The sequence below is a fragment of the Dyadobacter ginsengisoli DSM 21015 genome, from assembly GCF_059568735.1.
The window spans coordinates 20,118-38,927 of sequence record NZ_JCANTY010000014.1 but is presented as its reverse complement, the minus strand read 5'-3'; the positions used below and the strand labels follow the sequence as shown (position 1 = coordinate 38,927).

Sequence of the window (18,810 nt, the reverse complement as noted above, 5' to 3'; positions counted from 1 at the left end):
TTAGAATACGCTTACTTAATAAGACAAAATTATCGCCTGGCCATCTTCGGATTTCTCATAACTAAGACCTGAATCTTCGGTGAGGATTTCGAGAAGCTCCTCCGCATTGAGAGCAGTAAAAGAGCCCGAAATTGTCAACTGAGCAAGATTCGTATCCGGTATCTGTACCTGCAACCCGAAATTGTCCTCGAACAAATGGCATACTTCCCGTAAAGTTGTTTTTTCAAAAATAAAGCGGTGGGCTTTCCAGGAAGTGAATTTCTGGGGGTTTTTCGTTTTCTGGAGATTGGGGTGGCCATTTATATCCATCGTCACAAAATCCCCGGGTGTCATGGTCAGCATTTTTTTGGCACTGCCCTCCTGATAACGCAATTGCACTTTCCCCCTGTTCAGCATAACTTTTGTCCCTCTCGGTCTGGTATATACGTTAAACTCGGTCCCCAGTACTACGATGTCGACATCCTTGCCGGTTTTCACCACGAATTTCTGGTGATCGGTGGTGTGAACGATATCAAAATCCGCCTCTCCGTAGAGCAGCACCTTTCTGGTTTTGGTCCCAAAGCCGAAACGGGGGACACGAAGGGAAGAATTGGAATTCAGCACCACCTTGCTTCCGTCTGCCAGCTCTATCCGTTTCGTTTCGTTGTAATCCGTTTTATGCACCTGATACTGTACATTATCCCTGAAAAACCAAAGGAGCGAAAAAAAGCTAACCAATACAGAAGCTGCAACCAGCCAGTTAGCCTTTCTAAAAAATGACCTTTTGTTTTTCTGATCAGATTCATGGACATCATCAGAGGAGAATTCACCGGTATGCTCCTGATCGTAAAGCCGCTGCCAGTGCCTGGCAATGCCGTTGTCCACATCGGCATAATACTGCAAATTCTCCTGCTCCCATTCCTGTAGCCACACAAAGAACCGTTCACGGTTTGGCGCTTCTGCAACCCATTCTTCTATCAGCTTTTTCTGAAAAGTTGTGGCCCTTCCCGAAAAGTAACTAAAAATAAGTGCCTTGGTTATTTCTGTGTTCATCTTGAATCCGCTATTAATGAGTCGCCGAATCGTGACGGCCCCGATTTTGATAAGTCTGTGTATACTGTCACTCCATAAAAGCCAGCAGCAGGATAAACCATTTCTCCCTGATGATCGACCTCACCTGATGCAATGCCTGGAACATCTGAGCTTCTACGGTACGGAGCGATAAATTAAGCTCTGCGGCAATTTCCTGGTACTTTTTCCCTTCAAAGCGATGCATCACAAAAATCCTGCGGCGCTTCAGAGGCAGACTGTTTACCGCATTTTCGACATCATTATATAAGTCTTCATATTGGGTGATATGGTCGGGCTGCTGCTCCGGCTGGATGGGAATGTACTCGGCGAACTGCATTGAGGCGCTTCTTTTGAGCTCCACGCGGACGTAATCAAAAGCACGATGGCGGACAGACGTAAAAAGATAGGCCCTGAAAGATGTCTTCACATCCAGGAAAATCCGCTCGGAATGAAATTTAAAAAAGACGTCCGAAACGATGTCCTCAGCAATTTCCTTAGAAGAAACATATCGCACAGCGTGGCTGCAGAGCGAGCGGTAATAATATCGGAACAACAGCTCTGTTCCCTGATTGTTATTGGTTTCAAATGCTTTTTTGATCAATACTTCCGAATCGAGATCAGACCTTTTTTCGCGAAATTCTATCGCATCTTCGTGAGTCCGCAATGGAACGCCCTCTGGCATTTCGCTATAGTTAAAATTGCCTGCTTTCTCCATACTCAGTTCTCCTTGTTAGGTTATCGGCCGTTTAGGAATATCTTTCTATAGAGAGAGACGTTCACGTCTAAAAAAACACCTATGCCAACATTAATTTATTTTTCCATTTTAGTAAAATCAATCAAAAACATTTGGCAAAAAAGCACTTCTGGCTAAATTAAACATACCTTCAAAGGAATACACGAAACGCCTTGGTTTGTATTGGCGCGGGCGGCCCAGGCCGTTATAAGTTATACCCGGACCGAAGCTGGCCAGACAGCCAATTTTCGGAACCGATAGACGACGGAGATTCAGCTAAACACGAAAGAATATTCTCCTCACTGACATCTACTATAAAAACTGCCTCGCTAGTACAGTTTACTGGGCACTTTGACCAATCGGAAAGAATGAAACACTGGGTTGTTCGAACTGTAGATCGTTTCGATTAGTTCCGGCAGCTTCTTGGTTATTTCATCTTCTTTAGGTTTGTTCTCCAGATACGATTTGAACTGGCCCCGGTAATAGTTGTATTGAGGGCTCGTTTTGTACTTTCCCTCCAGATGTTTATCCAGGAATGCTTTCTGAATCTCTGCAGAAGCGTCTTTAAGGGAGTCGGGCAGGTGATGGATCTGAATGGTCAAAATATTCCTGTACATCGACTGGGTTTTACGGTATTCGGCGTACAAATTCATGATCTTTACGGCCTGCCGGTACTGAGGTGTATTAACTTTCGACGCCAGGTTTATTCCTTGTTTTAGGTCCTGCGAACGATACATGCCGATCTCATTGTCGTCGATAAAAAGCCGGTAATCTCCTTTTGAAAGCTCTTCAACCTGTAGAATCTCCTGGTTAAAATCGTCCGTAAAGGGTACCAGGGCCAAAGCCGGCGCTGCGTCCTCCCCTACCGGAAACGGCAGACTTTCCTCTTTCACGGCAAACCGGATACCATCTTTTCCAGAAACAAGGTCCTGAATCAGGCAATTGGCGCTGGACTTATTACTTTCCCTGACATTAGCCCGTACTTTGATTCGGGAAACATACCGGCTTCCGCCAGTCGATTTTAAAAACTGGTACGCCATAACAAGGTGGCCTGGCGCGGCCGGATGCACCCTGTCAGGTCCGATGATCGTTGCTTTCGGATCGTTTTGCTGGATTTGCTTATTTACCGCCATTAAAATTGTCCAGTAGTCCACAACAGGAAGTTTGTATTTGTCTGCCAGTTCCTGCACATAGTCCGCACATTTTTTCAGCGCGTCATTAACACCAAAAAAGTTTTCAGTTGGCAAGTCTCCTGTCTGGTCGTAAACAGACGGTTTCTGAAGAATGAGTTTACGGCCACCCTCAAGTAACTTCTGGACAATGATCTCCATGTTTTTTCGGTACAGGCCCAGAGCTTGTTGCTTTTTCTCTTCAATTCCTGGTTCGTTTACTCTAGAGCTGGCATACAAACCTCTCGATACGTCGTTCATACCTATCATCAACACGGACCATGTGGGGTTATGAACCAAAATATCGGTTTCCATTCTGTTGATAATACCTTGGGTTACATCCCCGGAAATACCGCAGTTAATGAAAACAACCTTCCTTTCGGGATAACGGGTTGCATAATATAGATTGACGAAATTATAGAACTGCGCATTGTTGGTAATGCTGTTGCCTACAAAACAGACCCTATCACCATCATTAAAAATGGGCTCTTCAAACTGCGCAGTTGCGAAATGAACAACAAGAAAGAAGCATAATGTAAAATGAAAGATTTTGGATACAGGCCGGTAGCTCTTTTTTTCAGGCTTCATGGAAAGGGTTTGACTGAGATAACCAACGATTTAAAAATATACAAAGGCCGCATAGAAGGGAATCTATCGGAGTTGATTTAAAGCAGTAGATATTATCAGAGCCATTTACGTGGTCTCACTAAAAAAAGAAAATCATATATTCACATTTTCTCACATAGGCCTGTTACTGAAAATGTCTTAAGTTAACTCCGATAGCTCGGCCAGGTATTTAAAGAATCTGCCACTTTCACATTTTAATGTCAGTCTCAAAATTTAAAATACCCCTTCGCGTCCGCTGGCCGAATATTAGTCAGCGTACCATTGTAGTGCCTTAATTCCCTGGGCTGATAAGGATATTTCCTGATCGCGTCTTCATTGATATCGATACCCAAACCGGGCTTGTCAGGGATAGTCATTTTCCTGTTTTCAAAATGCACTTCTTCCGTAGAAATTTCGGATCGCCAGGGGACATCACTGCTCATGGTTTCCAGGAGATAAAAATTGGGAAGGTTCCCGGCAAGCTGCAATGTGGCCGCATTGGCAACAGGCCCGCTCGGATTATGGGGACAGATGGGAATATGATATGCTTCGGCCATGGCCGCTATTTTCTTTATCTCGGAAATCCCACCGGCATGGCTCACATCGGGCTGAATGAAATCGGCCGCTTTCAGTTCGAACAGGCTCCGGAATTCCCATCGGTTATAAAGCCGCTCACCTGCCGAAACAGGAACCGGAATACGTCGCTTCACTTCGGCAAGCCCTTCCAGATTCTGGGGTGGAATGGGCTCTTCGTACCACAAAATATCGAAATCACCCAGTGCCTGTCCAATCCGTACAGCAGTTGGAATGTCGAACCGGCCGTGCGCTTCTATGATGATATCGGCTTTGTCTTTTACAGCATCCCAAACCGCCCCGACGCATGCCATTGCTTCATTCAGTTGCTTGCGCTCTATCTGAAGATATGCGGATCCGAACGGGTCCCATTTCAGTGCGCTGAATCCCTGGGCTACTGCTTCCCGTGCCTTTTCGGCAAATTCGGCCGGTGTTTTGGCGGGCGCAAACCAGCCGTTGGCGTAACAGGAGATCGAATCCCTTAATTTCCCACCGAGCAACTGATATACAGGCACCCCGAGATCTTTGCCTTTGATATCCCAAAGTGCCATTTCGATGGCCGAAATAGCGCTCATCAGCACAGCACCCCCACGCCAGTATCCGTCCCGGTAGGCACTATGCCAGAATTCCTCGATCCGGTGCGGGTCTTTGCCGATCAACAGGCTTTCCAATTCATGACAAGCCCGGACAACGGTATGCTCCTTATATTCAAGTGTGGCTTCTCCCACGCCGTGAAGTCCGTCCACGTCGGTAAAGACTTTTACAAATACCCAGTTGGTACGGTAGGCATGACAAACATAGGTTTTGACAGCTGTAATTTTCATTATGCTAGTTAGTTGTTCTGCCAGATAGATAAACTGATATTACTGAGGTACCTCATCATATACCCGCACATAATCCACGATGAAATAGTCCGGCAGTTTCGCATTTTTCAGGATCGGGGCCGGACTGCCTTCGCGGTAGCCATTGCATTCTGTCGAAACAAGTATAAACTGCTCCCGGTGTGAAACCGGACCGGCAACGCGCCACGATTCCTTCCCGTCGATATAAAACACATAACCGACCGGGCTCCAGTGCACAGCATAAGTATGAAAATCATTATCGGTAGGCTGGATTTTCAATTTCCCTGAACCCTTGTGTTTATGGTCCTTGCCGTATCCGTCCCAATGGATGTTCTGGCTAACAACACCGTCACGAGTGAAATTTTCCATAATATCCACCTCTACGCCCGAATCGAGCGGGTCCAATGTAGACCCGATCACCGGCGATTGCAGCCAGAATGCGGCCCACCATCCTTCCTGGACGGGCAACTTGCAGCGTATTTCATAGTAGCCGTATTTATGGGCAAACCTGGCAGGTTCCAGGTCGGCGATCGGCCAGGCAAGTTTGGTTTTTCCATATTGGTTGCCGGGGCGGTCCATATAGTTGCTCCCGGTCTGCAAATGGGAAGAATAGTACTGGCCGTCTTTTTCATATAATCCCAACAGCAGGTTGCCCTTGCCATCCAGCTTTGCTGCATCTTCTGTCCAGGTTTCGTGGCGCGTTTGCATAATGTGTAGCCGGAAGCCCCATTTCGTACGGTCCAGCGTGGCCCCTTCAAATTCATCGCTCCAAACCAATTTCCAGTTTTTGCCCGCAGGCAACTGACTTTCCTCCCGGGTAGTACCCGGAATTTTCACAATCTTCCGTGGCGCATTATTTTGCGGATAAGCTTTAATAGTGATAAAAAACGCAGCCAGTAACAGAATCCCGTTGCTTTTGATCGATTTCATATTTTCAATTCTTAGATTGTGATCATTTTAAAATTTGTTATCTCAAATACATTCCGCCATTCACGTCGAGGGTGGCGCCGGTAATGTAGCGCGCATTTGTGCTGCATAGGAAGGCTACGGCGTTACCAATATCTTCGGGCTTACCCAAACCCAGCGGTACCTTTCCCGATAATTTTGCCACTTCTTCGGCTCCATGCGTTTTAAAAAGAAGCTCGGTTTCAATAATACCGGGGGCCACTGCATTGACGGTTATTCCCAGCGGCGCTCCTGTCCTGGCCAGGGTTTTTACCATACCAAGCTGCCCGCTTTTACTGGCTGCATAATGGACGTGTCCAAAGATCGCTCCCTGATGTGCGACCATGGAACTGATGAATACAATGCGCCCATCCAGCTGCATACGCATCATTTCCATTGCCATTTTACAGCAATAGAACCCGCTCGACAGATTGGTTTCGATAATGCGGTGCCAGTCTTCTACTTCGGTTTCAAATATGTCCCCCGATTGCGACGTCCCAGCATTGTTAATCAGGATATCCAGTCGTCCGAATTCCTTTTTGATACGCCCGAACATTGCCTGCACATCTTCATACCTGCTGACATCAGCCTCCATCCCGACAGCTCGTCCGCCAAAATCAAGTATTTCTTTAATGACATCATCCGGCTGGGTTTCGAAAGGGGGATAATTGACAATGACCCGTGCCCCCTGCCGGGCCAGCTCCCGGGCAATCCCTTTTCCCAGGCCCCGCGTAGCTCCTGTGACCAGGGCAATTTTGTCTTTTAAATTCTGCATAATTGGGTTTTGTTAAGCTCACCTGCAAAAATCCCTTCCTGATCGAACAGCTCGAGACAGACTATCACTTCCTGATCAAAAACCGGATTTTCCATTTTTAATACGATGGAAAGACCCGTTAATGGCGTCACATTCCATTCCTTTACACGCTGGTGCGGCAAGATCTCGCCACCAGTCTTATTGCGGAAAGTGATGCGCGCAACTCCCTCTGAAAAAACCCCGAATTTGCCGGTAATCACTATTCCGTCCGTTGAAACGAAGGCTATTAACGGCGCGGCAACTACGCCCCATGCATTCACAGTCCGCACCTGCTGCCTGGCGGGAATGGTGCAGGTCATTACTTTGTATTCAAAATGAGCCTGTTCGCCGGGCTGCATCTGATAAAGCGGAGATAACAATTCGATTTCCAGATAAGGCGGGTTCTGGCCCGCGTCGTCGGGGTATTCAATGACCTTGTTGCGCGAATAGATCATCCCTCTGCCTTGCGTCCAGATCTGAACTGAGGTGTTTTCGGGGTAGCGGGCATTTTTTTGGTATTCAAACGTGGTCACGAAAACCTTTCCGGTATCGTTATCGCAGAAAGCAGCCCAGTTGGCATTGGAATCCAAACCAACTTTCCCGGCAAGGTATTGATAGTCAACCACCAGGTTACCGGTCTCATCCATTTTATTCTGAGGATTGTTGACTAGCCCATGCATTACCTTGTATCCGCCAGCGAAAAGGCTTCCGGGATTGACCGGACAGGTAACCGAGTAGCGCCCGCCCAAACCGGCATCAGCTGTATTTAATTGAAAAACGGGCCATATTGACCATTCCCTGACAGTTTGGCTATGGTTGGTAAAAGTCGCATGAATGCTGATCTCCGCACGGTCTGCTGACAATTGTATGTTTTTATGGATCTGCAGGCCGGTATGGTCGTCTTCCAGGCTGATCAGTTCCAGGCCGCTCCTGTTCCACTCCGTATTTTCGTTGACAGTATATGGGCCGCTGTCCAGCACAGGATCAGGAGGCCCGGGCCATAGATCCGGTGAGTCCCAGCCCTGAGGCGCGGGCCAGATTTTTTCCCCGCCAAAATTCATCCAGGTGCCACCGCTAAGCCTGTCCGCACCGGGAATTTGGCCTTCGAGCGCGGGGTTTACAAAAAAGAAGCCGTAACCGTCCAATTCTGTCTGGATAATCCTGCCGCCAAGCTCGGGCGTGATATATAGTTTGATCCATTGATTTTCCAGCACCCGGACTTCCCATCCTTTGTATTGCCGCACAGGTGTCTCTAACATATCAGGATTGGTGTGCTTTGTCATAATCTTTTGAAAAATAATAGCGGTAGGCTATCAGCAGGAGCAGGCCACACACAACCCACACTCCGGCCAGCAGGGAAAACCCGAATGCAAGCCCGGTAATCGGTTTGAGGTAACCCAGCGCCAGAGGGGATATGGACCCTACGGAAAATCCCGTCATCATCATGATCCCGGATACAGAAGAATGGTATCGCGCTGGAATGACGTCATACAGGACTGAGTAGGTGTTGGCGTCAAAAAAAGCACGCGCAAACCCGAATCCTGCAAAACCAACATAAATAAAAGGTAAGGCCTGTGCATTACCCATGAGAATAATAAATGGTGCAGCCCCCAGTAAACCTGCCGCCTGCATGATCAGTCTTTTCGCAGGATCTTTCCTGGCCAGTTTGTCTGAGAGCTTACCTGCCAGAATGATCCCGGCAAATGCAAAAGCATGGGTGTAGAACATGGAATGAAACCCTGCCTGCGAAAGGCTCATGCCAAACTTTTCGTACAAATAGGTAGGCGCCCACGTCAGATAGCCGACCAGAACGAATACAAGTCCGCTGAAGGCCAGTGTCAGCAACAGGGCTGTGGGGGTGGAGAAAAGTACCCTGACCCCTTCAAAGAATTTCACTTTCCCCCCGATAGCGGGCTGATCAGCGGTATTGTAGTCCCGCAGTCTGAATATGAGTATCAATCCATGGATAACGCCTATTGCCCCGAATACGTAAAATGCACTTTTCCAGCCATAGCGCTCTCCAATGTAACCGGCCACATAACCGCTCAGGATAATACCCAGATAGTAGGAAGTCTGGTGAATGGACATGGCAAAGGCGCGGGTGCCTTTGTGGTAGCTCGCCAGCAGGGCGTAATTGGCAGGCCCGAAAAAAGCCTCCCCCCCGCCGGTAGCCACACTCCGGAACAACACGAGCATTAATACCCCGCTGCTAAAACCGGTAAGCATAGTTGCCACGCTCCAGAAAAGAATACTGATCACGATGATCCACTTCCTGCTATAAATGTCACCGACATAGCCCGAAAGCGGTACCAGCAAAGCGAACACGAGATTAAATACCGTGGCTATCGAACCAACCTGCACGTCGGTAAGTGCCAGGTCCTGCCTGATCAGTGGCAGCACCACATTAAAAACCTGCCTGTCGGCCTGGTTAATAAAAAATGCGACCCAGAGCAACGCCAGCACCTCCCATTTGTAGCCTTTACCTGGCAAGGCCGTATGGTCCGCCGGCGTTATTTTTGGTATTGTAAATGACTTGGAGGAATCCGACATTAGTAAAATATGAGGTTATTTGGTTTTGACTATTTCCCACAAAACAATACCGTCGCGTTCCACAAGGCCGTGTTTTAATACGATATCCCTGGCACTGTCCAGGTCCAGCTGAGTGGTTTCCAGTATTTCAACCTTTGGCGCACGCTTTGGATCGGTCAGGTAATTGTTATGTTTCTTGTCCAGGACGTACTTATTGACTGACACTTTGCCGGCCCCGAATTTTTCCTTCAGATTTTTCAGCGTTACTATAACCGGCCGCTGGGTTCCATAGTTGATGGTTTCAACTAAAAGCCGGTCTGCATTGTCTGAGGCGATCACCAGGTCGCTGCGGTTTATCGCATTGTCTACCAGGATCTCTTTCCCTTTATGCATGGACAGAAATTTCATGGATACGCCAATGGGCAGCATATTGATCTGTTCGTATGATGCATTGGGTTCATTAGGCCCGTCGAACCACATAAACCGGGTCTGGAGTTTGGAATTATGGTACAGTACCCAGGGCATTATTTTGAGGTTGGGACTGTACAAGCTCGAAAAGTAGAGTGTCTTGACCAGCCCGGCTGCATTCCGATGATGGTAATCGAGCTTGTCTTCGCTGTAATGATAAGGATCGTGTTCGGACACAAATAATGGCAGCCCGTCGTTCAGGCCGTGTTTATGCAGGATATCCCGAATTTCGCGTTCCCTGAAAACAGTACGCACAGCAGGCACGGTGTATTCATGCCAGGAGACAAAATCCAGCTTCTTACCAGCAGTCCGATCCTTGCTGTATAGTTCTAAAAAGTGGTCGAGCCTTTTTACAAAAGCGCCGCTTACCACGATTGGCCCTCCTACCAGAATTTGCTGCTCACCGTCCAGCCCCAATTCCTTATTCACCTCATTGACAGCCTCATACCCAAGTTTATAAAACTGATAGTATTCTTCGTCAGTTGCCCGCATAAACCCTTTCGTTTCATATTCATTGGCTACCTCGATATACCTAATGTTCGGATACAGCATTTTGTAATGCTTCAGACCTTCCTTGAAAATCATTTTCCAATCTTGCATAGTAACCGGCAGTCCGCCGTCCAGGATATCACGTTCGTACCGGCGGATGGTCAGCATGATGTCGTCACTATGCCTGCTGAATGCCTTCAGATAATCGTAGTAACGGACGGGCGATTCGATTTCCCAATCCCAGGTTTCCCGGTGTTTTTCCTTAACCGACTTGTATTTGTCTACCCCGATCTTAAAATTGAAATTATACTCGCGGGTCCTGTAATCCCACATTTCGTCCAGGTTCAGCCAGCACCTGGTTACTTGTGGTCTTCCCAGCTCCTTTTCACTCACTTCCGCGAGTACCGGTGCGGGCGCTTTCTGGATCGAGGTATTCCGGAATGCCACAAGGTCAGGAAAATCGCGCGTCGTATTCGTTACATCCACGGTCCGGTTAATGGTCGTCGTGTCGTCCGACCGGGTACCCGCAATTACATTTTGCGCAATCAGCAACAGATTTATAATAAAAATGAACTTATAAAACATGGGCCTGTTCTCTGGCATCGGATCGTAATTTTATTGATTAGACTAATTTTGGTTAGTAGGACGCTATGGCTAGTATCCCTTATTCTGCGTCAGATTTTTATTGATCAGGATTTCGTTTGCCGGAATCGGCCAGAGGTACTGCTTGGCCGGATCGAATTTACGGTTGACCAGCAGATTGATCTGGCCCGCGTTATACATTTCGGAAAAGTCGGGCAGGAAGTCGTCGTCCACAGCAGGGGTTTTAGGGAAAAACCACAATCCCGGCTTAATCACTTTTTGTTTCAGATCAGCTACTTCCAGCATACCATATATTGGCTTGTTCAGAGCTTTTTCTGCCAGTTTCCACCGGATCAGATCTGCATATCTCAGCCCTTCAAAAGCAAATTCCATACGTCTTTCTATCCTCAAAATATTTCGCAGTTCTGCCTGACTCTTGCTTGTTACAGCCGGGTAGGACGTTGTTTCGGCTTCCTTAACCCCATAAGCGCGGGAGCGGACTTTGTTGATCGCATCGAGCACGCTCTGGTCTGTTTCGCCCAGCTCGATTTTTGCCTCCGCATACATGAGCAGGACATCTGCATAGCGGATGATCCGATTATCCGGGTCGGTCAGCAGATCCAGCCAGTCTTCATCCAGTTTCTTCTTCCACGTCAGTCCATTGTACGAGGCATACTGGCCTACCCCGCGACTGTCTGCATTGCTCTGGTACTTTCCTGTATTGAAATTCAAAACGTTGAGAGAATCCGGATGCGGCTGATACATAAATCCAAGCCAGCGGGTCTGAAATTCCACGATGGTGGCGGCGCATCTGGGATCCCGGTTCTTGAAAGGTTCGTGTGGATTAAAAAGGGGCGATTTGTCGATAGGCAGCCCGTCTTTGCATAAAAATGAACAAAAAAGGTCCCATGACGGCCCACCGTTTCCAAACCCGCCCGCAATACGCGTGATCGGTTCTTTGGCACGCCCGTTCGAAGGCAGGTATACCCCCAATGCAACAGAACGCGGAATTGAAAATACGTTTTCAGCAGGGTTCTTTGTTTTTGACAAAAACAAGGTTTGGAAATCCGGGAAAAGGCTGTACACACCCAGATCCATACATGCTTTGGATGCGTCACGCGCTGTCGTCCAGTCGCCCATGTACAACGCTATTCTGGCCTTCATGGCCAGAGCCGCACCCTTGGTCGGAAACAGCAGTTCATTGCTTCCATAGGTCTGGGGCAGATACTGAGCGGCAAAATCATAATCTTCGTAAACCGCTTTCAGGATGGCCGCCTTATCCGTGCGCGCCAATGAAAAAGCCTCCTCAATGCTCAGTACATTGGTATAAAACGGGACGTCGCCATATAAAAACACCAACCTGGCATATTGCGCCGCCCGGGCAAATTTGGCCTTGGCTTCATACACTTTCAAATTGCTTTCCGAAACCGCTGCGCCCGCTTTGCTCAAATTGGCCAGCACCTGATTTACAGCCGCAATGCATTTGTATGCATATTGCCAGGTAAGCGTCACATAGCTGGTCTGACTATTGATTGTGCCTGCTGTGATGTCGCTCAGCGTGGCCCGGGCCGTCCAGTCGTCCGAGAATTTATCGGTCCATTCCAATTCGTAACCTGTCAGGGTTGTGCTTGCACTGATGCGCGTCAGCTCTGCATCCCAGAAATCAATATCGTACAGGTAAGCAACCGACATATCCAGCTCGCTGGCATTGGAGTACCAGTTTTCACTTGAGCCTTCGGACAATGGGTTTAGATCCAGATCGTTACAGGAAAACAATATGAATCCTGCGAGGAAAAAAGTTAATGCTTTGATTTTCATATTATTTTGATGCTAGAATTTGAGGGCAATACCGCCGATGAACGACTTGGGGATCCAATAGGTTGACGCTTCCGGATCCCAGCCTTTGGGAAAATGATCCAGCGAAAGCAGGTCGGAACCGCTTAGATAGATCCTTGCATTCTGCAGTTTTAATTTCCCGGCGATCTTCTTGGGGATATTATAGCCCAGCGTAATATTTTTGAGCCTCAGGTAAGCGCCATTAAATAGCCAGTAATCCGAAAAAGCATAGTTATTGCTATTGCCGATACTGGAAACTCTCGGATATTTTGCCTTCAGATTTTGTTCCTCTGTATTGTATTTGGTCCAGTACTCCCCGACAATTGACTGGGGTACTTCAATATACTCTGCGCGGAAAGGCTGTATCATTGCCTGCGTGGCTTGCGCATGCTGCATCCCGATTCCCTGAACAACCAGAGAAAAATCAAAATCCCGGTAATTGAGGCGCACATTGCCTCCATATAAAAACCTGGGCAATGATCCTCCCAGCAGAACGCGGTCATATTCGGCCGATATTTTCCCGTCGGGCACGCCGTCCGGGCCACTGATGTCCGCATACCTGACATCGCCTGGCTTAACCTGTGCACTGAACTTGGGGAAATTATCTACCTGATCCTGGTTTTGGTATAACCCTTCGGACCTGTATCCGTACCATTCATTGAACTGGCTGCCTTCAAACTTGACTTGTGAACCCAGAAACTGCGTCCCGCCCAGATACCCCATCACTGACCTGGAATCCGAAAGGTTAAAGGATACCGAGTAGCCAAGATCGTTGATCTTGTCATTCCAGCCCAATTCAAATTCCCATCCTTTAGTATTCATCTTACCCGTGTTCTGGTCGGGGTTCTCCAAGCCGATATAATCCGGTATTTCAAGGGCCAGCAGCATATCCCGGGTTGTTTTGGTATAATAATCTGCGGTAAGGCTCAACCTGTTGTTGAAGAAATTGGCATCGAAGCCGACATCAGATGAGGAGGTCGTTTCCCAGGAAATATTGCTGATCGCATATCGCTGAATGGCGGCAGTCTGGGCCGCAACCGTCTGACCTCCCTGAAAAAAGAGCGCATTGTCGAACCCGATGGTGGATTGATAGGGATAATTGCCGATCCGCTCGTTTCCCAGCGTGCCCCAGGAGGCCCTCAGTTTCAGGAATGACAATACACGGTTGGGTTGTATGAATTTTTCATCCGAAATAACCCAGCCACCGGAAACCGACGGAAAAAAGCCCCATCTGTACTTTTGATTAAACCGCGACGAACCATCATACCTTCCGTTGACCTGCAGAAAATACCGGCTGTTATAATTGTACATAACCCGTCCAAAAAATGAGCTGTAGGCATTCTCGTAGGCCCCGCCCCCATTATATTGAAAATTCCGGTTGCCCAGGTCAAGATAGGGAAACGAAGTGAGGTCATACTGGCTGCGGGAAGCTCTGAGTGATTCGGAAAAGTAACGGTAATTCTCATTGCCGACCATTAAATCCAGATTATGCTTCCCAATGGTCTTGGTATAATTGGCTAAAAGCTGTGAAGTAATATTATAGCTCTCATTGCGGGATTCGTTCAGCGAAGTTTGTGTCAGCCCTTCTACATATCCGACTGTTACGTTAGGATCACCTGCACCAGTATACGCAAGCTTTTTATTGAACGTTTTGTTTTTATCATTATATAGCTCGGGCGAAAATATGCCGGAGATCTTCAGTCCGTCAAATGGTTTGAAATGAAGCGCAACTTTCCCTCTGGATACATTGGAGGTCGTTTTGTTAAAACCGCCATAGTTCATACGTGCGTAGGGGTTCACACCTGTTTTCCCCTCGCCCACCCTACCGTCCGACCATAGCGCTGCATAAATGGGTGCCACACCCTCTGCCGGGGATATATCATAAGAGGGATGTTTATTAATGGAATAAAGGCCATTGAGATCCACTTCCAGAGACAAAAACTTATTGATAGTAAAGTCTGTATTTGCCCTCACGGTAATGCGGTCATAATCCCGGCCCGTGTAGAACGCCCCCGTTTTGTCATAGACCAAAGAAACCTTGGTGCGAAAGGTGCTGGACCCGGCATTGACATTCAGTGAGTGGCTCTGACGCGGCGCACGGCTTTTGAGCATAGAACCTATCCAGTCCGTATCGGGATACAGATCCGGGTTCTCTCTGTTCAGCGACTGGTAGTTATCGATCAGATCTTTGGCAAATACAGGATACTCGCTGCCGGTATTGTTGTTGTCATTCCATTTTAGTTCGTTGTGGATACGCATATAAGTTGCGGCGTCGGCATATTTTGCAATCCGGGTCGGCTTGTCAATTCCGAACTCGGTATTGTAGTCGAGACTTAACTGCCCCGATTTTGATCTTTTTGTAGTAACCACGATCACACCCGAAGCAGCCCTGGAACCATAAATGGATGCAGACGCGGCATCTTTAAGCACCGAAATACTTTCAACATCATTCGGATTGACCCAATCCAGCGTGCCAGGAATCCCATCGATAATAACCAAAGGATTGCTGTCACCAATTGTGGTCACACCTCTTATTTTTATAGTAGAAGACGCGTCCGGCGCTCCGCTTCCACGGGTTACCATCACACCTGCCACCGCTCCCTGTAATGCCTGCGAAACCCGGACGGACTGCCTTTCGGCGATATCCTTTCCTATAATGGTCGATACCGCCCCGGTCAGGTCTTTTTTCTGAACAGTGCCATATCCAACCACAACTACCTCATCGAGCTTGTTGGACTCTTCCTGCATGGCAGCATCCACTACGGATTTGCCAGCCACAGCAATTTCCTGATTTTTCATCCCTACAAAAGAAAAAACCAGAACCGCTTCTTTGTCAAGGCTTAACAGCGAATATTTCCCATCCTTATCAGTACTCGTGCCGACGGTGGTCCCTTTCACAACCACAGTTACTCCTGGTATCGGCTCACCGGTCTGGTATGTCACCGTACCGGAAACGCCGGTAGTCTGGGCGTTAACCAGGGAAAAGCCTGCGCAGTAAACAAAGAACAAAAGTGCAACTGCTGCCGTCGGGACGTTTTTGACCATCCTGACGAATTGTCCTAAATCTTCGAATCGGACATTTTTTTTCATACACTTAGGGTTATAGGGTTATATTCATTATCTATGCCACACCACATTAAACAACACTTTAACTGATCTGTGGTGTAGTGTGGTGTAAATATATTTGTTAAAAACATTATACCCTAAAAGAATAGTTATTTATTTTCGTCGAATTATTCTAATATTTAACTAACAGACTCACAATCAGTTAATTAAATACAAATAGATTATTAATATATTTTTATGAAATTGAAGATTACAGTTAATCCGGCCTTGGAAGTGCCGGTGTACAAACAACTGATCCAGTCCATCGAGCAGCTTGTTAACCAGGGAGTTTACCTGGACGGGGATTTTCTGCCTTCCATGAACGAATTGAGCCACGACCTGTCCATCTCAAAAGAAACTGTCAAAAAAGCCTATTCCCTGCTCAGGGAAAAGGGACTTATCGAATCGGCCCATGGAAAGGGATTTTATATCACAAGTAAAGCAAACGCGGGCAAAACCAAGGTGTTAGTGCTGTTTGACAAGCTCAGCACCTATAAGTTCGTATTGTACCGGTCCTTTACCGAGCATGTGGATGAAAATGTTAATGTTACCATACACTTACATAACCAGGATCCTGATGTCTTTGAAATTCTGCTTCAGGAAAACCTTGGCAATTTTGATTACTATATCATTACGGCTCACTTTTCGCAGGACGCCAAGGTGCAGGAACGGGTCCTGCGTTTACTGAAAAAGATACCTAATCGCAAGCTGATCCTGCTAGACAGCCACATCGGGAAACTCAGTGGCAATTTCGGTGCTGTATATCAGGATTTTGAACATGACGTTTATCAGGGGCTACTGCAGGCAATGCAGTATTTGAGGAAGTACAGCAAACTACAGGTTCTTTCCTCCCCGGGTAGCTTGTACGGGCTTGCTATCACGGCCGGCATCCGGAAATTTTGCGATGACAATCAGCTGAGTTATGAATTCCACAATATCATCAACGAAACCAATATCAGGCACGGAGAAGTTTACCTGGTGTTAAACAGCCAGCTCGACGTTGAGCTCATCGAACTCATACGTATCGCCAAGGCTAAAAATTTAAGGATCGGGCATGATATTGGCATTATTTCCTATAATGAGGCACCCATCAATGAAATCATCCTCGATGGTTTGACAGTGCTTTCGACCGATTTTAAGGAAATGGGCCGGCTTGCCGCTGAAATGCTTGTATCCGGGAAATTGCGTAAGGTGAGAAATCCGTTTGGCCTGATTTTGAGGAAAACGCTGTAAACCCACTCACTACCAAAATGAAATTATCAGTTATTTTAATTTACTGCCATACACACAAATCCGTAACGATCCGTGCCGGTTCCCCCTTCCGCGTCCAGCGATAGCAGACCACAACGGACCATTGCGCTTTTTGACTTCTACCAGCTGCTTGGGATTCAAGTCAGCTGTTGCGCCTGCTTCATCCCATTGAAACTGATAAACCCGCTTGAGAAGAGCCGCCAGCGCAATCTGATCAGCAACAAGGGCTGGACAATCAACGACGATGAGGCTTCGGGGACGAATTGTACTTTACCCGTCAGGCTCATCAGTTTCACAGGCCAGCAGCAGGGCAATACCGTTTTACTGAACTGGAAAACAGCCGGCGAAGAAAACAATGCAGGTTTTGAAATCGAAAGGAGCGCGGATGTCAGAAAGTTTGAAATAATCGGTTTTGTCGACGGCAGCGGGGATGCCAACGAAGTGAGGAAATATGATTTTACCGATCCGAACCCATTTGCCACCAGTTACTACCGACTGAAACAGATCGACCGCGAGGCCGATCGATCTTAAATGTCTCCCGTCCGGACTCTTTTTAGTCAAGGTCGGAGCTGAATCTAAAAAGCTTGTGATCCAGAAATAGCACCCATTTAACGCATTCAGATCGACTGCCCGATAGCCACCAGGCATATAGATACCGTGACATGGGCTTTGCATTGATCATAGACTCTTCGTCAGCTGAGGAAGACAAAATTTCTGTTCTCGTTCAGAACTGACCTTCAAATGCTCGAAGCAAGTAACACACCATCATACATTCTCTTTATCAGACGGATACGTAGGTTGGATACAGCATGCCGGCATTATCCAAAGAAAATTAATGGGTATAAGGTCTGGCAGGATAAATACAGGTGACCCTGTAAAACATGCGCAATAAGGAGCAGGATAAGCAGCACTGCTACGGTAACACAGGAGCAGTTAAATAATATTCATCAATCTGATTCCAGGAATAGCTGTATGTGATTCCTTCCACTACCTGGACAAAATCGCCGGTTTCACCGTCCGTAAAGCCAACGCGCCAGTTGGTTGTATTTTTAATCCTGAATTTCAATGTCGAGCTTGGCGGCGGGAGATCTTTTTCTACTAATATTTTGATTTTCATATACTAAGGTACGCTTATTTAGCATAACCATTGATATTCCGTACAGACTCTTAATCTAGATGACCTTGCCTGGTTTCATCAGACCAAAAATTTGAGAAGAAAGAGGCAGGTTCATAAACGTACGACGACAACTTTGTTGGAGACATCCTTCCGGGATGCCCCCGGACTTCCATCATTTTTTATCTTGGTTAACACTATAGCGGAGCGACAATAGCCCTGTCGGGTAGGACTTGCTATCTATAAGTGTAAGATGGGTACGGTTGCTTGATTGAGGGAATAAAGGCCTGCCACCGCCAAGCAATATGGGATGTACCGACAGCCATAACTCGTCGACAAGGCCTTCATTCATCATAGCCTCCGCAAGTGAAGCTCCTCCGTATAACCAAATGTCTTTACCGGGTTGTCGCTTGATTGTGCGCGCTTCATCCATAGCGCCCTCTCCCACCAGGATCGCACCATTTTTTACTGATTTTAAAGTTCTAGAAAAAACGTATTCCGTCAGTGGAGGCATACCAGGAATTACTTCCCCGCTGTTGCTTTCGGCGAATTGCTGCGCAATCTCATAACTTTTGCGACCCATAAATATGGCATCTATACCGGTAAAGAACTCGTTCAAGCCATAATCCTGGTCTGTAAAGCACCAGTCAAATTCTCCATTTGGCCCCTCAATGTATCCATCTAAAGTGATCGCGAGCCCTAAAATCAATTTTCGCATAACTGTG

The 18,810-nt window shown here is 47.3% G+C and carries 15 protein-coding genes; 2 read left to right on the top strand and 13 right to left on the bottom strand.

Annotation, left to right across the window (positions count from 1 at the left end):
* Positions 1-15 precede the first annotated feature (15 nt).
* The 11 genes from BP71_RS35775 to BP71_RS35725 all read right to left on the bottom strand — a co-directional run bounded on the left by BP71_RS35775 (position 16) and on the right by BP71_RS35725 (position 15,705).
* Positions 16-1,032 carry a FecR family protein gene (locus BP71_RS35775; protein WP_496386479.1) on the bottom strand — a complete coding sequence of 339 codons (1,017 nt, stop codon included), beginning with the start codon at positions 1,030-1,032 and terminating at the stop codon, positions 16-18.
* A gap of 67 nt (positions 1,033-1,099) precedes the next feature.
* Entirely contained in the window at positions 1,100-1,732 is a 633-nt protein-coding gene (locus tag BP71_RS35770; protein WP_496386478.1) for an RNA polymerase sigma-70 factor, read from the bottom strand.
* A 380-nt stretch (positions 1,733-2,112) separates the two neighbouring features.
* On the bottom strand, positions 2,113-3,540 hold the full coding sequence (locus BP71_RS35765) for an SGNH/GDSL hydrolase family protein (protein WP_496386477.1): 1,428 nt from the start codon (positions 3,538-3,540) through the stop codon (positions 2,113-2,115).
* Between the two features lie 245 nt (positions 3,541-3,785).
* A complete protein-coding gene (gene dgoD / locus BP71_RS35760; protein ID WP_496386476.1) occupies positions 3,786-4,955 on the bottom strand; it encodes a galactonate dehydratase in 1,170 nt (389 codons plus the stop codon).
* 39 nt (positions 4,956-4,994) lie between these two features.
* Positions 4,995-5,903, bottom strand: coding sequence for a glycoside hydrolase family 16 protein (locus BP71_RS35755; RefSeq protein WP_496386475.1), 909 nt, complete (start codon positions 5,901-5,903; stop codon positions 4,995-4,997).
* 37 nt (positions 5,904-5,940) lie between these two features.
* Positions 5,941-6,693, bottom strand: coding sequence for an SDR family NAD(P)-dependent oxidoreductase (locus BP71_RS35750; protein WP_496386474.1), 753 nt, complete (start codon positions 6,691-6,693; stop codon positions 5,941-5,943).
* Positions 6,681-7,970, bottom strand: coding sequence for a DUF4380 domain-containing protein (locus tag BP71_RS35745; RefSeq protein WP_496386473.1), 1,290 nt, complete (start codon positions 7,968-7,970; stop codon positions 6,681-6,683). The genes BP71_RS35750 and BP71_RS35745 overlap by 13 nt, the downstream gene beginning before the upstream one ends.
* A gap of 1 nt (position 7,971) precedes the next feature.
* Positions 7,972-9,261 (bottom strand): MFS transporter, encoded by a 1,290-nt coding sequence (locus tag BP71_RS35740; protein WP_496386472.1) that lies wholly within the window; start codon positions 9,259-9,261, stop codon positions 7,972-7,974.
* A 15-nt stretch (positions 9,262-9,276) separates the two neighbouring features.
* Complete coding sequence (locus tag BP71_RS35735) at positions 9,277-10,800, bottom strand: hypothetical protein (RefSeq protein WP_496386471.1); 1,524 nt, start codon at positions 10,798-10,800, stop codon at positions 9,277-9,279.
* Positions 10,801-10,851: 51 nt separating this feature from the next.
* A complete protein-coding gene (locus tag BP71_RS35730) occupies positions 10,852-12,597 on the bottom strand; it encodes a RagB/SusD family nutrient uptake outer membrane protein (RefSeq protein ID WP_496386470.1) in 1,746 nt (581 codons plus the stop codon).
* A 12-nt stretch (positions 12,598-12,609) separates the two neighbouring features.
* Positions 12,610-15,705: a SusC/RagA family TonB-linked outer membrane protein gene (locus BP71_RS35725; RefSeq protein ID WP_496386469.1), complete on the bottom strand. Its 3,096-nt coding sequence runs from the start codon at positions 15,703-15,705 to the stop codon at positions 12,610-12,612.
* Positions 15,706-15,918: 213 nt separating this feature from the next.
* Between BP71_RS35725 and BP71_RS35720 the strand changes: the two genes are divergently transcribed.
* Positions 15,919-16,953 carry a GntR family transcriptional regulator gene (locus BP71_RS35720; protein ID WP_496386468.1) on the top strand — a complete coding sequence of 345 codons (1,035 nt, stop codon included), beginning with the start codon at positions 15,919-15,921 and terminating at the stop codon, positions 16,951-16,953.
* A gap of 186 nt (positions 16,954-17,139) precedes the next feature.
* Positions 17,140-17,502, top strand: coding sequence for a hypothetical protein (locus BP71_RS35715; RefSeq protein WP_496386467.1), 363 nt, complete (start codon positions 17,140-17,142; stop codon positions 17,500-17,502).
* Between the two features lie 382 nt (positions 17,503-17,884).
* Here the strand turns inward: BP71_RS35715 and BP71_RS35710 are convergent, their stop codons facing one another.
* Together BP71_RS35710 and BP71_RS35705 are read right to left on the bottom strand one after the other, a co-directional pair.
* Entirely contained in the window at positions 17,885-18,088 is a 204-nt protein-coding gene (locus tag BP71_RS35710; protein ID WP_496386466.1) for a hypothetical protein, read from the bottom strand.
* A gap of 172 nt (positions 18,089-18,260) precedes the next feature.
* Positions 18,261-18,803, bottom strand: coding sequence for a dihydrofolate reductase family protein (locus BP71_RS35705; protein ID WP_496386465.1), 543 nt, complete (start codon positions 18,801-18,803; stop codon positions 18,261-18,263).
* Between the last annotated feature and the right edge of the window lie 7 nt (positions 18,804-18,810).

What these genes read in the sequence shown, in the direction of transcription:
- BP71_RS35775 (WP_496386479.1), bottom strand. Translation starts at nt 1,032, where the DNA reads ATGAACACAGAAATAACCAAGGCACTTATTTTTAGTTACTTTTCGGGA.
- BP71_RS35770 (WP_496386478.1), bottom strand. Translation starts at nt 1,732, where the DNA reads ATGCCAGAGGGCGTTCCATTGCGGACTCACGAAGATGCGATAGAATTT.
- BP71_RS35765 (WP_496386477.1), bottom strand. Translation starts at nt 3,540, where the DNA reads ATGAAGCCTGAAAAAAAGAGCTACCGGCCTGTATCCAAAATCTTTCAT.
- dgoD (WP_496386476.1), bottom strand. Translation starts at nt 4,955, where the DNA reads ATGAAAATTACAGCTGTCAAAACCTATGTTTGTCATGCCTACCGTACC.
- BP71_RS35755 (WP_496386475.1), bottom strand. Translation starts at nt 5,903, where the DNA reads ATGAAATCGATCAAAAGCAACGGGATTCTGTTACTGGCTGCGTTTTTT.
- BP71_RS35750 (WP_496386474.1), bottom strand. Translation starts at nt 6,693, where the DNA reads ATGCAGAATTTAAAAGACAAAATTGCCCTGGTCACAGGAGCTACGCGG.
- BP71_RS35745 (WP_496386473.1), bottom strand. Translation starts at nt 7,970, where the DNA reads ATGTTAGAGACACCTGTGCGGCAATACAAAGGATGGGAAGTCCGGGTG.
- BP71_RS35740 (WP_496386472.1), bottom strand. Translation starts at nt 9,261, where the DNA reads ATGTCGGATTCCTCCAAGTCATTTACAATACCAAAAATAACGCCGGCG.
- BP71_RS35735 (WP_496386471.1), bottom strand. Translation starts at nt 10,800, where the DNA reads ATGCCAGAGAACAGGCCCATGTTTTATAAGTTCATTTTTATTATAAAT.
- BP71_RS35730 (WP_496386470.1), bottom strand. Translation starts at nt 12,597, where the DNA reads ATGAAAATCAAAGCATTAACTTTTTTCCTCGCAGGATTCATATTGTTT.
- BP71_RS35725 (WP_496386469.1), bottom strand. Translation starts at nt 15,705, where the DNA reads ATGAAAAAAAATGTCCGATTCGAAGATTTAGGACAATTCGTCAGGATG.
- BP71_RS35720 (WP_496386468.1), top strand. Translation starts at nt 15,919, where the DNA reads ATGAAATTGAAGATTACAGTTAATCCGGCCTTGGAAGTGCCGGTGTAC.
- BP71_RS35710 (WP_496386466.1), bottom strand. Translation starts at nt 18,088, where the DNA reads ATGAAAATCAAAATATTAGTAGAAAAAGATCTCCCGCCGCCAAGCTCG.
- BP71_RS35705 (WP_496386465.1), bottom strand. Translation starts at nt 18,803, where the DNA reads ATGCGAAAATTGATTTTAGGGCTCGCGATCACTTTAGATGGATACATT.